Annotated in this window: 9 protein-coding genes; 6 read left to right on the forward strand and 3 right to left on the reverse strand. The window is 67.6% G+C overall.

What is annotated here, in order from left to right; all coding sequences use genetic code 11:
- Window positions 1-36: 36 nt before the first annotated feature.
- Complete coding sequence (locus FBZ93_RS20435) at window positions 37-1,347, reverse strand: hypothetical protein (RefSeq protein ID WP_146987886.1); 1,311 nt, start codon at window positions 1,345-1,347, stop codon at window positions 37-39.
- Between the two features lie 75 nt (window positions 1,348-1,422).
- Between FBZ93_RS20435 and FBZ93_RS20440 the strand changes: the two genes are divergently transcribed.
- Window positions 1,423-2,625 (forward strand): MFS transporter, encoded by a 1,203-nt coding sequence (locus FBZ93_RS20440; RefSeq protein ID WP_146987887.1) that lies wholly within the window; start codon window positions 1,423-1,425, stop codon window positions 2,623-2,625.
- Here FBZ93_RS20440 and dgcA read toward each other — a convergent pair.
- Window positions 2,595-3,596, reverse strand: coding sequence for an N-acetyl-D-Glu racemase DgcA (dgcA, locus tag FBZ93_RS20445; RefSeq protein ID WP_146987889.1), 1,002 nt, complete (start codon window positions 3,594-3,596; stop codon window positions 2,595-2,597). The two genes, FBZ93_RS20440 and dgcA, sit on opposite strands and share 31 nt — an antisense overlap.
- Before the next feature lie 135 nt (window positions 3,597-3,731).
- Here dgcA and FBZ93_RS20450 point away from each other — a divergent pair, with 135 nt between their 5' ends.
- From FBZ93_RS20450 to FBZ93_RS20460, 3 genes are all read left to right on the forward strand, one after another.
- Window positions 3,732-4,865, forward strand: coding sequence for an MlaE family ABC transporter permease (locus FBZ93_RS20450; protein ID WP_167529125.1), 1,134 nt, complete (start codon window positions 3,732-3,734; stop codon window positions 4,863-4,865).
- 2 nt (window positions 4,866-4,867) lie between these two features.
- Window positions 4,868-5,638 (forward strand): ABC transporter ATP-binding protein, encoded by a 771-nt coding sequence (locus FBZ93_RS20455; RefSeq protein ID WP_074131927.1) that lies wholly within the window; start codon window positions 4,868-4,870, stop codon window positions 5,636-5,638.
- Between the two features lie 132 nt (window positions 5,639-5,770).
- Window positions 5,771-6,643 carry an MlaD family protein gene (locus FBZ93_RS20460; RefSeq protein ID WP_146987893.1) on the forward strand — a complete coding sequence of 291 codons (873 nt, stop codon included), beginning with the start codon at window positions 5,771-5,773 and terminating at the stop codon, window positions 6,641-6,643.
- A gap of 263 nt (window positions 6,644-6,906) precedes the next feature.
- Here FBZ93_RS20460 and FBZ93_RS20465 read toward each other — a convergent pair whose 3' ends face one another.
- Window positions 6,907-12,969: a negative regulator of septation ring formation gene (locus FBZ93_RS20465; RefSeq protein WP_146987895.1), complete on the reverse strand. Its 6,063-nt coding sequence runs from the start codon at window positions 12,967-12,969 to the stop codon at window positions 6,907-6,909.
- Window positions 12,970-13,349: 380 nt separating this feature from the next.
- Here FBZ93_RS20465 and FBZ93_RS20470 point away from each other — a divergent pair, with 380 nt between their 5' ends.
- Window positions 13,350-13,727, forward strand: coding sequence for an Hpt domain-containing protein (locus FBZ93_RS20470; RefSeq protein WP_146987897.1), 378 nt, complete (start codon window positions 13,350-13,352; stop codon window positions 13,725-13,727).
- 161 nt (window positions 13,728-13,888) lie between these two features.
- Window positions 13,889-14,209: a 2Fe-2S iron-sulfur cluster-binding protein gene (locus tag FBZ93_RS20475; RefSeq protein ID WP_018272592.1), complete on the forward strand. Its 321-nt coding sequence runs from the start codon at window positions 13,889-13,891 to the stop codon at window positions 14,207-14,209.
- Window positions 14,210-14,215 lie beyond the last annotated feature (6 nt).

Raw genomic sequence — 14,215 nt, forward strand, 5'->3', positions numbered from 1 at the left:
ATCGGAGGTGAACGCGTCGCGTGAACACGTCCGCGCCTACGAGAAGAACGCCATCTTCTCGGCCTGGCTCATGCGGCGGATCGGCGCGAGCGGATCGTTGGCGGCGACGTTCGGCTTTTTCAGGAGGCCGCTGGCGATGATGGTCGAGCCGAGCGAGACTTCTGCCGCAGGAGCGGGCGCAGCCTCGACGGTGGACGGGAGAGGCGGCGGCACGGCCGCAGGTGTTTCGGCAACCACCGTTGCAGCGACCAGTGCGGGTTCAACCTTGAGCTCGGCCTTCGGCTCGGGCACCGGTGCGGGCTCGGGCTGAATGGCCGGTGCATCCATTTCGGGCTCGGCGGCCATCGCCTCGGCGACACGCAGTTCCTCGGCGGCGCGCATTTCCTCGGCGATCGCCTCTTCGTCGATCGGATCGGGTGCGCCCATTTCCATCGCGATCAGGTCGAGCACCGCTTCGTCATGGGCGTCGGCGGCGGCCTCGTCGGAGACGCGGGCGAGTTCGGCAGCCTCGGCTTCGGCCAGAGCGGCTTCGGCCTTGAGCCAGGCTTCGCTCGGTTGCGGGATTGCCACTGCGGCAGCCTCGGCGGGCGGCGTTGCGGCGGGCATCGCGGCTTCGGCGTTCGGCGTCGCAACGGCTTCCTGAGGCGGCGCTGGCGGCGTGGCGGCTATCGTCGCATCGGGGGCCGCGCTCTCGGCGGCAGCGCTTTCGGCTGCCGGCGGCGATGACGGCGCTGCCGTGGCCGGTCCTGCAACCGGTGCTCCGGGCGCGGCCGGCTCGGCCGCAGGCGTCGCCGCCTTGTCCGGGTCGAACTCGCCGAGCCGGCGGGCCAGCGCCGCGAAGGCAGCGTCCAGCACGGCCTTGGCGTCGTCCATCGAAACCTGGGACGCACCGGCCTCGATCGCGCTGGCCTGCGAATCGATGATGTCGCAGATCCGGCCGTCATTGCCGATCTCGCGCAGCCGCCAGGAGATCTCCCGGATCACCCGCACGCCCTTGCGCACCGGCGCGAGATTCTGCTCGAAGCTGATGCCGTCGAGTGCTGACATGGCGGAGGCCTGGGCGGCCTCGATCGCGCCGCGCAGCGCGCCCAGCGCCTGCGCCAGCTGCTCGTCCCTGATCGCCGCTGCGGCGGCCTGCCGCTGCGCGCTGAGGCTGTCCTCGATCCGCGCCACCGCATCGAGCACCATGCGGGTGTCGGCGTTGCGGTTGCGCTTGGCGTATTCGCCGAGGAACCAGCGGCCCCGCGAGGTCTCCATGAAGGCCGCGCTGATCGCAGCATAGTCCTCCTCGCTCGGCAGGGCCGCGCGGGCGGATATCGGCGACAGGGCGAATGCTTCTTCGGCCATCACAATCTCTTCGCGCAAATCACAGCGCGTTACGCTAACGATCACCACGATATCGCGCGAATCGCAATTGAATTGATGTCTTCCGAATCACAAATCCCCATTGCAGCAAAAGTTGCATCGCGGCGATTCGCGCGCAGCCTTGCGGCATTCTATGCCACGCTGTTCGGCATGACCGGGGTTCACCTGCCGTTTTTCACGGTGTGGATGAAAGCGATCGGCATCGATGCCACCTGGATCGGCATCATCACCGCGGTGCCGCCGGTAACGCGCTTCACCGTGCTGCCGCTGGTCACCGCGGCCGCGGAACGGCGCCAGATGCTGCGCGGCGCGATCATCGCCACTGGCTTTGCGACCGCGCTCGGCTTTGCCGTGATCGGCACCCAGCACCAGCCGTTCGTGCTGCTCGCGGTCTATGCGCTGACCTGCTGCGTGTGGACGCCGATGGTGCCGCTCACCGACGCCTATGCGCTGCGCGGCGTCAGGCAGTTCGGCCTCAGCTACGGACCACTGCGGCTGTGGGGCTCGGCCGCGTTCGCGGTCTGCGCGCTGATCAGCGGGTTCCTGCTGCGCTATGTCGCAGAGGTCGATCTGATCTGGATCATCACCGCCGTGACGGTGCTCGGTGCGCTGGTCGGGCTGACGTTGCGGCCGCTGGGCCGCCCGGTGGCCGCCGTCGCGCACGCGGCCGGCTCGCCGCGGCTGCTGCGCAATCCCACCTTCCTCGCCATCATCGTGTCCTCGGCGCTGATCCAGGGCAGCCACGGCGCCTATTACATCTTCGCATCGATTGCCTGGCAGCAGGCCGGTTTCAGCGGCCTGACCATCGCGGTGCTCTGGGTGCTCGGCGTGATCGCCGAGATCGTGCTGTTTGCGGCCTCGCCGCGCTTCACGCTGCCGTCGGCGGTGCTGGTGATGATCGCGGCGGCCAGCGCCGTGGCGCGCTGGGCGATCACCGCGCAGGATCCGCCGCTTGCGGTGCTGGCCGTGGTCCAGCTCGGACACGGGCTAAGCTTCGGGCTGACCCAGGTCGGCATCATGGGGCTGATGGTGCATCACGTGCCGGTGCATGTGATGGCGCGCGCACAGGGCTATCTCACCGCCTGCGGCGGCATCGTCGCGAGCACCACGGCGATCGTCAGCGGCTTGGTCTATGCGCGCTTCGGCCTCGGCGTCTACGACATGATGGCCGCGATGGCGGCCACCGGCGGGCTCGTGATGTGGCTGGCGCGTCGACGCCTAACCCACCATCATCCCCACAGCGCGGCCTCCGGCGGATAGACCAGGCTGCCCTCGTAGCGCAGGCCGTCGTCGCGGTCGCGCGCCAGCAGCAGCGGGCCGTCGAGATCGACGAAGCGCGCGGCTTGCGCGATCAGCATCGCCGGCGCCATCGCCAGCGAGGTCGCGACCATGCAGCCGATCATGATCTCGAAGCCGTGGGCGCGGGCGGCGTCCGCCATCGCGAGCGCTTCAGTCAGCCCGCCGGTCTTGTCGAGCTTGATGTTGACGGCGTCATAGCGCCCGCGCAGGCCCGCGAGCGAAGCGCGGTCATGCACGCTCTCGTCGGCGCAGACCGCAACCGGGCGCTTGATCCGCGCCAGCGCTTCGTCCTTGCCGGCCGGCAGCGGCTGCTCGATCAGCGTGACGCCGGCATCGGCGCAGGCTTTGAGGTTGGCGGCGAGGTTGTGCTCGGTCCAGGCTTCGTTGGCATCGACGATCAGTTCGGAGCGCGGTGCCGCCTTGCGCACGGCCGCGATCCGCGCGCCATCGCCATCGCCGCCGAGCTTGATCTTGAGCAGCGCACGATGCGCGGCCTTCGCGGTGGCCTCCGCCATCGCCTCTGATGTTCCGAGCGAGATCGTGTAGGCGGTTGTGCGCGGTTCGGGCGCAGGCCGGCCGAGCAGGTTCCAGATCCGCTGCCCGGCGCGTTTGGCCTCGAGGTCCGCCAGCGCGCAATCCAGCGCGTTGCGGGCGGCGCCAGCGGGCATCTTGGCCTGCAAGGCCGTGCGGTCCATGCCCTCGGCAAGGGGCTGTTGCATCGCCTGGATCGCCTTGAGCGTCGCCTCGGGCGTTTCGCCATAGCGGGGGTAGGGCACGCATTCGCCGCGGCCCACCAGATCTCCCTGGCTGACCTCGGCCACCACCACGACCGCCTCGGTCTTGGCGCCGCGGCTGATCGTGAAGGTCCCGGCGATCGGCCAGCGCTCGATCCGAGCATTCAAGGAAATGGTCCGGGATGGGCTGGAAGTCATTTTAAAGTCTACTATTTCCTGAACCGTGGCTTGCGACGCGCAACCAACTATGGCTGGTTAGTGACAGATTCGACAAGCCGATCCGGCAAGCCACCGGAGATGCTACGGCCAGCCGGCTTGAGGGGTAGGCAAAAGGTGAGCGGCGACCCGACACTGGAGCGGATAGCCCAAGGCGAAGGACTGGCGTTGTGCGCGGCGGGCAACTGGACCGCCCGCTTTGCCCCTGCGCTCGAGCGGATCGTCTCCGACGCCGAGAAGCTGCGCGGCAGCCGTCCCCACATCTTCATCGACGTGTCGCAGGTCGCAAGCCTCGACACCTTCGGCGCCTGGCTGATCGAGCGGCTGCGCCGCAGTCTGAGCGACGCCAGCGCGGAAGCCGAGATCGCGGGCCTCTCGGCCAATTACTCCAGCCTGGTCGACGAGGTCCGCCGCGTCGGCCCAGCGCCCAGGGTCGTGAACGACCGGCTGTCGATCACGGGCATGCTCGAGCAGATCGGCCGCACCGTGGCGGGGGTCAGCGGCACCATCATCGGCCTGGTCGACATGCTCGGCGCGGTGCTGGCCGCGGCCGGCAAGGTGCTGATCCATCCGCGCAGCTTCCGCCTGACCTCGACGGTGCATCATCTCGAGCAGGTGTGCTGGCGCGCGGTGCCGATCGTGGTGCTGATCACCTTCCTGATCGGCTGCATCATCTCGCAGCAGGGCATCTTCCATTTCCGCAGGTTCGGCGCCGACATCTTCGTGGTCGACATGCTGGGCGTGCTGGTGTTGCGCGAGATCGGCGTGCTGCTGGTCGCGATCATGGTCGCGGGCCGCTCCGGCTCGGCCTATACCGCCGAGCTCGGCTCGATGAAGATGCGCGAGGAGATCGACGCGCTGCGCACCATGGGCTTCGATCCGATCGAGGTCCTGATCCTGCCGCGCATGCTGGCGCTGGTGCTGGCGCTGCCGATCCTGGCCTTCCTCGGCGCCATGGCCGCGCTCTATGGCGGCGGCCTGGTGGCGTGGCTCTATGGCGGCGTCGATCCGGAGGCCTTCCTGCTCCGCCTTCGTGATGCCATATCGATCGACCATTTCATCGTCGGCATGGTCAAGGCGCCGGTCATGGCGGCGGTGATCGGCATCGTCGCCTGCGTCGAGGGGCTGGCGGTGCAGGGATCGGCGGAATCGCTCGGTCAGCACACCACCGCGTCGGTGGTGAAAGGGATCTTCTTCGTGATCGTGATGGACGGCGTGTTCGCGATCTTCTTCGCCTCGATCGGGATGTGATCATGGCGGAGCAGGACATCGACGCCATCATCCGGGTTCGCGACGTCACCGTGCAATTCGGCACCACGCGCGTGCTCGACGGCCTCGACCTCGACGTCAAGCGCGGTGAGATCCTCGGCTTTGTCGGCCCGTCGGGCGCCGGCAAGTCGGTGCTGACGCGCACCATCATCGGCCTCGTGCCGAAGGTCTCCGGCCGCATCGAAGTGTTCGGCGTCGATCTCGATGCCGCAAGCTCGTCGCAGCGCCGCGCCGTCGAGCGGCGCTGGGGCATCCTGTTCCAGCAGGGCGCGCTGTTCTCTTCGCTCACGGTGCGCCAGAACATCCAGTTTCCGGCGCGCGAATATCTGCGCGTCTCGCAGCGGCTGCTCGACGAGATCATGGTGGCGAAGCTGGTGATGGTCGGCCTCAAGCCCGAGGTCGCCGATCGCTATCCGTCGGAACTGTCCGGCGGCATGATCAAGCGCGTCGCGCTGGCGCGCGCACTCGCGCTCGATCCGGAGCTGGTGTTTCTCGACGAGCCGACCTCGGGCCTCGATCCGATCGGCGCCGGCGATTTCGACGAGCTGGTGCGGACCTTGCAGCGCACTTTGGGGCTGACCGTTTTCATGGTAACCCACGATCTCGACAGTCTTTACACCGCGTGCGACCGTATCGCCGTTTTAGGGAACGGTAAGATCATTGCTGCAGGATCGATCGCCGACATGAAGGCATCGCAGCATCCATGGCTGCAGCAATATTTCAACGGCAAGCGCGCCCGAGCCGTTGTGGCCTAGCCCATGATCCCGAAACGAGAAGGCCGGTTTTCGGACGAGATCATGCGCCAACAGGGAATTCGACCGGCTCGAACGCAGGCTGCCTGCGCCGGAGCCCAAGAGTAATTCAAGAGTGATGAACGCGAGCAATTGATGGAAACGCGGGCGAACTACGTCTTGATCGGGGCTTTCACGCTGGCGGTGATCGCCGCCGCGTTCGGCTTCGTGCTGTGGTTCCAGAGCCTGCACACCACCAAGCAGCGCAGCCCCTTGCGGGTGATCTTCGAGGGGCCGGCGTCGGGCCTCCGCAATGGCGGCAATGTCAATTTTAACGGTATCCGGATAGGGGAGGTGGTGTCGGTGAAGCTCGACAATCCGCGGCGCGTCGTGGCGCTGGCGATGATCGAGAACAACGCACCGCTGCGCAAGGACACCCTGGTCGGTCTCGAATTCCAGGGCCTCACCGGCGTCGCCGCGATCTCGCTGAAGGGCGGTGAGGAGGCCGCCCCGCCGGTGCCGCTGGATGAGGACGGCATCCCGGTTCTGACCGCCGACCCCAACGCATTGCAGGACGTCACCGAGGCGATCCGCGCCACCCTGCAAAACGTCAACCGCATCGTCGCCGACAATCAGCAGTCGGTGAAGAATTCGCTGAAGAACCTCGAAGTCTTCACCGAGGCGCTGGCGCGCAATTCCGAGAAGATCGACAACGTCATGCTCAAGGTCGACGGCGTGATGGGCAAAGCCGACAATCTGATGCTGGGCCTCAATGCAATCGCCGGCGGCAACAATGGCAGCGAGCTGAACCTGATGGTGAAGTCGATCCGCGAGCTCGCCGACAATGTCGACAAGCGGACCAATCTCCTGATCAACGACGGTCGCCGCACGCTCGCCGACATCAGCCGCGCCGTGAACAATTTCGACCGCAACCCGAGCCGGGTGATCTTCGGCGGCAGCAACAACGCCGCACCCGAGCCCGCACCCGCTCCCGCCGCAGCACCGGCAGGCCCGCGGCGCCGGCAGTGACGTAGCGGGCGAATGGTGAGTGGCGAATAGCGAGCTCGCTGCCAGCCCCGTCCGTCATTGCGAGGAGCGACGCGACGAAGCAATCCATCGCGCCGCGTACGCCGAGGGATGGATTGCTTCGCTTCGCTCGCAATGACGGTCGTTGACCTGCCATCGCGCCGTCGCAGATACCGGGTCTGCTGATCAGCTCGCCAAAACAAAACGGAGGCCCTTCGGCCTCCGTTCTTCATTCGCTATTCGCTACTCACTATTCGCCGATCAGCTTACCCCAGCCGTCCCGCGGCGTGCGCGAGCAGGGTGTAGACCAGCCCGGTCTCCGAGGTCAGGTGGCCAGCCAGCTCCTGCTGGCCGCGACCTTCGCGGGCGACCTCGTCGAGCAGGCGCTCGAACTCCGCGATGTAGCGGTCGACGGTCTGCTTGAAGCCGCGATCGGCGCGGTACTTGCGGGCCACCTCGTCGAAGGCCTTCTGGCCGGCCGGCGTGTAGAGGCGCTTGCTGAACGCCTTGTTCTCGCCGCGCTGGTAGCGATCCCACATCTCGGCCGCCAGGGTGCGATCCATCAACCGGCCGATGTCGAGCGACAGCGACTCCAGCGGATTGGCGGCCGGCTGCTGCGGACGCGGCCGCTGCTGGGCGTCGCGGCCCTGCGGGGCAGGCGGCGGCGCGTCGCTGCGGTTGAGCAGGTCGGACAGCCAGCCGTCACCGTTGTTGGAGCCGGCCGGGCTGACCGACGGGGCCTCCGTGCGGCGCGAGCTCGTCATGCCGAGATCGGGCGGCGGCAGCGTCGAAGCGCTGTTACCATTGTCCCGCACGCTGTCCCGCATCCGCACGTCGGCACGGCCGCCGGCGGCGGCAGCCATCACCGGTTCCTCGTGGCGGACGCTGGCACGGTTGGTCGAGACCACGTCGAGCCCGCGGCCGTGATGGGCGACGATGCGGTTCAGCTCGGCCAGCGCCTCGATCTGGTCGACGATCACCTTGCGCATCTGCGCGGTGTTTTCGGCGGCCTCCTGCGGCATTTCGAGCACGCCGCGGCGCAGCTCGTTGCGGGTGGCCTCGAGCTCGCTGTGCATCTCGCTCGCCATCTGCTTCATCGCCGTGACCATCGCGGAGAACTTCTCCGTCGATTCCTTGAACATCGCATCGGTCTCGGCGTTGCTCTGCTGGTAGAGCTCGTTCATGGCGTCGACGGTCTGCTGACGCTCGTTCTCGGCCGCCTGGCGCACCGCTTCGAACTGCCTGCTGATCGCAGCCGAACCGGCACCTGCGGTCTCCGCCACCACGCGGGCGATGTCGCGGGCGCGTTCCTCGGCCGCGCCGAGCGATTCATCGAGCAGCCCGGTGAAGCGCGACAGCCGCTGGTCGAGATCGGTGGTGCGCAGGTCGATGGTGGTGACCAGCGCTTCCAGCGCCTCCTTGCGCTCGCTGACGGACGCCGTCGTCGAGCGGTTGGCCTGCTCGACCACGGCAGCCGCATCGATCAGCGCCTTGCCATGGGTCTCGAACTGGCTCGACAGCGCGCCGAGATCTTCCAGCGCCTTGCCGGTCTTGCTGTTGAACACCGTGAGCTGGTCTTCCAGCGTCTGGGTCGCGACGCCGTTGCGCGAGGTGACGTCGTTCATGGCGGACACGAAGTCGGCCACGCGGGTCACCAGCGCGCGCTCCAGCGAGTTGAGGTTGTCGTGGGCGCCGGTCAACACTTCCTGCAGCAGGATGTTGCCCTCGCGCAGCCGCTCGAACAGCGCCACCGTATCGGTGCGCAGGATCTTGCTGGTCTCCTGCATCTCCGTGACCGCCGAGATCGAGACCTGGCGCGACTGGTCGATCGCCGCGCGCGAGGCGTGCTCGAGCTCCTTGAGCGACTTCGCCACCGCGCCGGTCGCCTGATCGCCGGCCGAGGTGATGTTGCGCGCGACGTCGCCGCCATGCGCCGCCATCGACTGCGAGAAGGCGAGGCCGCGGGTTTCGATCGCCTTCAGCGCATCTGCCGTGGCGCGGTCCATGTCGCTCGAAAGCTGCGTGGTCTTGGCGGTCAGCGCCTCGATCAGCGAGCCGCGGCGGCCGTCGACCATCTGCGACAGACGCTCGGTCTGCTGCTGCACATAGGTGACGATCTCGTCGGTCTTGCCGGTCATCGCCGAGCCGAACGCGCTTGTTGCGGACAGCACCGAACGCTCGATGTCGGCCGAGGTCGTCTTGACCTTGGTCGAGACCTCGTTGGACATGGTGATCAGTGCGGCCTGTGCGTTCTGCGCAGAGGTCTGGATGTTGTCGGTGGTCTTGGCCGTGACCGAACCCAGCGCGCGCTCGATATCGGTCGAGAGCGTGCGGATCTGCGCGGCGGCATCGGCGGAGGTCGCCGCAAACGAGCTCTGGGCTTCGCGGGCGCTGCCCAGGATGGTCTGTGCGGTCTCCGCGCTGGCCGTGGTCAGCGTGCGCTCGATCTCGACGGAGATCGCGCGGATCTGGGTTGCGGCCTCGCTCGACGTTGCGACGAACGAGTTCTGGGCATCGCGGGCACTGCCGAGGATCGACTGGGCAGTATTGGTGCCGACCGTCGTCAGGGTGCGCTCGACATCGGCAGCCAGCGACTTGACGTGGTTGACGGCATCCGTGGATGCGGAGACGAGGGTGTTCTGCGCCTCGCGGGCACCGGCCGTCAGCACCTCAGCGGTGCCGGAACCGGCCATCGACAGCGCACGCTGGATGTCGGCGGCGAGCGCCGACACCTTCTCGGCAGCCTCGGTCGACGCATTGACCAGCGTGCTCTGCGCTTCACGCGCACCCGACGTGATCGATTCCGCGGTGGCCGAACCGGCCATCGACAGCGAGCGCTCCATGTCGGCCGCGAGGGTCCGGACCAGATCGGCGGCCTCGGTGGACGCGCCGGCCAGCGTGCTCTGGGCCTCGCGGGCGGAGGCGACGACGGCTTCCGCGGTGGCGGAGCCGGCCATCGACAGCGAACGCTCGATGTCGGCCGACAGCGTGCGGACCAGGTTGGTGGCGTCGGTCGACGCACCGGCCAGCGTGCTCTGGGCCTCGCGGGCGGAGGCGACAATGGATTCCGCGGTGGCGGTGCCGGCGGTCGAGAGCGAGTGCTGCATGTCGGCCGCGAGCGTGCGGACCAGGTTGGTGGCGTCGGTCGACGCACCGGCGAGCGTGCTCTGCGCCTCGCGGGCGGAGGCGACGATGGATTCCGCGGTGGCGGTGCCGGCGGTCGAGAGCGAGTGCTGCATGTCGGCCGCGAGCGCGCGGACGAGGTTGGCGGCTTCGGTGGATGCGCCGGCCAGCGTGCTCTGGGCCTCGCGGGCGGAGGCGACGACGGCTTCCGCGGTGGCGGAGCCGGCCATCGACAGCGAGCGCTCGACGTCGCTGGCGAGCGACTTGACCTGGCCGGTGACGTCGGTCGAGGTCGAGATCAGCGTGGTCTGGGCCTCGCGCGCACCGGTCATGATCGCTTCGGCGGCAGCGGAGCCGGACATCGACAACGATGCCTCGACATCGGCGGCCAGCGACTTGACCTGGCTTGCGGCCTCGACCGAGGCGCTGACCAGCGTGGTCTGCGCGTCGCGGGCGCCGGACAGCACGGAGGCTGCGGTGGCGCTGCCGGCCGCCTGCAGGGTGCGCTCGACGTCCTCGGACAGCGCCTTGATCTGCGAGGCGACGTCGCCGGAGGCGGAGACCAGCGAGACCTGCGCATCGCGGGCACTGGTGAGGATCGAGTTGGCGGCGCTGGTGCCGACGGCGGTCAGCACGCTCTCGACCTCGGCCGAGCTCATCTTGAGCTGGTTGCCGACGTCGGCGGACACGGTGAGCAGCGCCTGCTGCGCGGTGCGCGCGCCGGTCTGGATGGTTTCGCTGGTGTTGACCACGAGATTGGTCAGCGAGCGCTCGGCGTCCTCGACATGCGACTTGATGCTCGACGACAGCAGCTCGGCGCGGGACATCAGGTCCTCGCTGGCCTGGCGGCCGCTGCTCTCGAGGCGGCCGGCGACGGCCTCGACGCGCGAGCCGAGCAGGTCCTCGAACTGCGCGACGCGGGTGTCGATGTCACCGGCGATGACGCCGACGCGGCTCTCGATGCCCTGCTGGATGTCGGCGAAGCGCGCCGAGATCGTGTCGGTCAGGTTCGAGCTGTGGCCGCTGATGGTCTCGACGAGGCGGCTGTTGTGACCATTGATGGTGTCGGCGAGGCGGGTGCTGTGCCCGTTGATGGTGTCGACCAGGCGGATGCTGTGGCCGTCGATGGTCTCGGCGACGCCGTTGATGCGGTGGTCGACCGCGGCGATCGCCTGCACGGTGCCTTCGGTCAGGGTCGTGGTGAGCAGGCCGAGGCGCGAGTCGATCGAGTGGATCGCCTGGGTGGCGCCTTCGGTCAGCTGCGTCGCGAGCGTGCCGAGATGGCCGTCGATGGTATCGGTGACCGACTTGGCGCGGCTCTCGAAGGTGACCTCGAGCGTCTTCATGCGGCCGTCGATCGCATCGTCCAGCGACTGCAGGCGGCCGTCGAACGAGCCGATCCTGGTGGCGAGCGAACTGTCGAACGACGACAGCTTGTCGGTCAGCGAGGCGTCGAGATTGGTGACGCGGCTGCCGAGGGTGGTCTCGAACTGCAGCAGGCGCTGGTCGAGCGAGGCGGTGATCTCGCCGCTATTGGTGGTGACGCGGTTGTCGAAGGTGTCGACATAGGTCTTCAGGCTGTCGGCGATGTCCTGCGTGCGCTGGCCCATGCGCTCGACGATGTCGCCGCCGAAGGTCTTCACCGTGCGGTCGAATTCAGAGATGTGGCGAGTGATCAGCGCGCCGAGCGTGCCGGAGTCGCGGGCGAATTTCTCGGCGAGCTCGCTGCCGTGGTTCTTCACCAGGTCGTCGAACGCGCTCATCTGCAGCGACAGCGAGTCGTGCGCCGTCTCGGTCTGGCCCACCACCTTGGCGACCAGCGAATTGACGGTGACGTCGAGCGCCTCGCTCGCGCGGTCGCCGGACGTCATGATCTGGCCGGCGAGGCGGTTGCCGGCGTCGTCGATCTTGCTGACGAGGTCGTTGCTGCGCAGCTCGAGCTCGAGCAGCAGCGAGTCCGCGGAGTTCTTCAGGGAGTCGTGGACCTCCTCGGTGCGGTCGGAGATGCCGTCGACGATGGCGGACGAACGCTGCTCGAACTCGCCGGTGATGCGGTCGATGCGCTCGTTCAGCATCTCGTGGACGCGGTCGGCCAGATCGACGAACTCGTCATGGACGTGGCCGGTCTTGAAGTTGAGGCTGGTGGTGAGCCGCTCGGAGGCGTCCATCACCGCGCGCGTGGTCTCGGCGCTGGCTTCCTCGAGACGGTCGAGCAGGTCGCCGCCGCGCTCGCCGAGCGCGAGGATCATGTTGTCGCCGGCATGGCTCAGCGCGGTCGTGATGTGCTGGCCGCGCTCTTCCAGCGCGCCGGTGATGCTCTTGGCGACCTCGTCGACGCGCGAGGCGATCGCGTCCGAAATCAGCGCGATGTCGTGGCGCAGGTCGATCTGCACGCCGGAGATCGCGCTGCGCACCTGCTCGGCCTGGCCGACCAGGTTGTCGCGCTGGTGGGCGATGTCCTGCAGCAGCGCGCGGATGCGCACTTCATTGTCGGAATAGGCGCGCTCCAGCGCCGCGACCTCGTTGGCGACGAGGGTCTCGAGTTCGCCGGCGCGCGCGATCGCGCGTTCGACGCCATCGCCCATCGCCGCGACCTCGCGGCGGATCGCCTGGCCGACCGTCACCATGGAATCGGCGGCGGCGTTTTCCGGCTCGGAGAATCGCATCGCGACCTGCGCCATCGATTGCGCGATCATCTGCATGCGCTGGCCGTGCGCGGCGAGGCTGGCGAGATAGTAGAACAGCAGGATCGGAACGGCGAACAGCGCGGCGAGGCCGGCGAGCACCAGCACGCCGGTGCCCTGGGCCATCGACGCCTGCAGCGCGGGCCAGAACGCGATGGTGAGGATCACGCCGCCGAGCAGCCAGGCGCCGGAGCAGACGAAGAACAGCGTGAAGGCGTTGCGGGCGCGCCCTCCCTGCAGCGTCTGCAGCATCTGGCCGATGGTCTCGCGATCATCATTGGCGGCGCGGCGAGGGGCACGCGGTTCTTCGATCGGCTCGAAGGCCGAACGGTCGGTATTCGGACGCTGATCGAACGAGGTGGCGGAAAAATCCGCGGCCGACGGCGGCAGGCTGGGCGGCGCCGCGCCTTCGTTGAGCGCGCTGCGGTTCTCGGCGCCCTGTTCGCTGATGTTGAGGGCTTCCTGGATGGCAGAAAGCGCGACTTCGGTGGGATCTTTGACCTTCTTGGGAGTGTTCGCCATGTTCAGTCTGACCCTCTCACTATTTTACGCGTCGGCGAGCCTGCGATCGTCCCCACGCAAGCTCGAAGCCGGTGTGCCCACAAGCGGAGCGCAAGCGCCCCCTCGGCGGCTTGTCCGCTACATCCGCAAACATCCTATGGGGAGAGTGATGCGAATGAAATGCTTGCGATTAATACTTTCTTAATCATCGTTAACAGCTTTGCGCCATAAGGCCTTATGGGTACTCGAAATTCCCGCCCCGGAGAGCCGATTGTGTCCGGAAATTGTCCAGAATCGGGCGGTTTTGCCGATCATCCCGACAACAATTCGTTAACCAGTTTCGTGATTGGCTCGCTGACGGTCCGCCGGTGAAGGCCGGGTGGAAACGACAGGGACAGGCCATGCCACTTCATCTCGAACGGGTTGAATGGACCCAATCGCCGCCGCTCGCGCCTGGCGACGGGCCGATCGACGTCGATCACCTCCGGCGCATGACACTGGGCGATCCTGCCCTGGAGCGGGAAGTGCTGGCGATGTTCTCGACCCAGTCGGCCCGGATCCTTGGCGAACTGTCTGCCCTGCCGCCCGACGCACCGACCCATGCCCACACCCTGAAGGGATCCGCGCGGGCAATCGGCGCCTTCGGCGTCGCCGAGGCTGCCGCCAATCTGGAAACCGCACTGGCCGGCGGTCTCGATCCGGCCCAGCCCCTTGCTGCGCTCGGGGCCGCGATTGGCGAGGCGCGCAGCGCGATTGAGCTGATTCTGGGCCGGTCCTAGGCCTCTCCCATCTCCGGGGCCTGCCGTAGCGGCCGGGATGCCGCCGGGGCCGGCCGGCAGGTTTTCGGTCTCCGCGCTGGCGCTGTGCGGACCGACCCGTTATACGACTGCCCGGGACCTTTCCATCCATCGTCCGGCGCATTCCGGCAGCACGAGCAATCATGGCCAAAATCCACTTTATCGACCATAGCGGCGAGAAACGCACAGTTGAGATCGAGAACGGCGCGACGGTGATGGAAGGCGCGATCCGCAACGCCATTCCCGGCATTGAAGCCGAATGCGGCGGCGCCTGCGCCTGTGCGACCTGCCATGTCTATGTCGATGAAGCGTGGCGCGAGAAGGTCGGCGCGCCGTCGCCGATGGAAGAGGACATGCTGGATTTCGGCTTCGACGTGCGTCCGAATTCGCGGCTGTCCTGCCAGATCAAGGTGACCGACGATCTCGATGGATTGGTCGTCTCGACGCCGGAACGGCAGGCCTGAGATTCG

The organism is Bradyrhizobium macuxiense (assembly GCF_007993935.1).
Classification (GTDB): domain Bacteria; phylum Pseudomonadota; class Alphaproteobacteria; order Rhizobiales; family Xanthobacteraceae; genus Bradyrhizobium; species Bradyrhizobium macuxiense_A.

Excerpts from the sequence above, each read along its gene's own strand:
- FBZ93_RS20470 (WP_146987897.1), top strand. The coding sequence starts at position 13,350 with ATGCCACTTCATCTCGAACGGGTTGAATGGACCCAATCGCCGCCGCTC.
- dgcA (WP_146987889.1), bottom strand. The coding sequence starts at position 3,596 with ATGACTTCCAGCCCATCCCGGACCATTTCCTTGAATGCTCGGATCGAG.
- FBZ93_RS20475 (WP_018272592.1), top strand. The coding sequence starts at position 13,889 with ATGGCCAAAATCCACTTTATCGACCATAGCGGCGAGAAACGCACAGTT.
- FBZ93_RS20455 (WP_074131927.1), top strand. The coding sequence starts at position 4,868 with ATGGCGGAGCAGGACATCGACGCCATCATCCGGGTTCGCGACGTCACC.
- FBZ93_RS20460 (WP_146987893.1), top strand. The coding sequence starts at position 5,771 with ATGGAAACGCGGGCGAACTACGTCTTGATCGGGGCTTTCACGCTGGCG.
- FBZ93_RS20435 (WP_146987886.1), bottom strand. The coding sequence starts at position 1,347 with ATGGCCGAAGAAGCATTCGCCCTGTCGCCGATATCCGCCCGCGCGGCC.
- FBZ93_RS20440 (WP_146987887.1), top strand. The coding sequence starts at position 1,423 with ATGTCTTCCGAATCACAAATCCCCATTGCAGCAAAAGTTGCATCGCGG.
- FBZ93_RS20465 (WP_146987895.1), bottom strand. The coding sequence starts at position 12,969 with ATGGCGAACACTCCCAAGAAGGTCAAAGATCCCACCGAAGTCGCGCTT.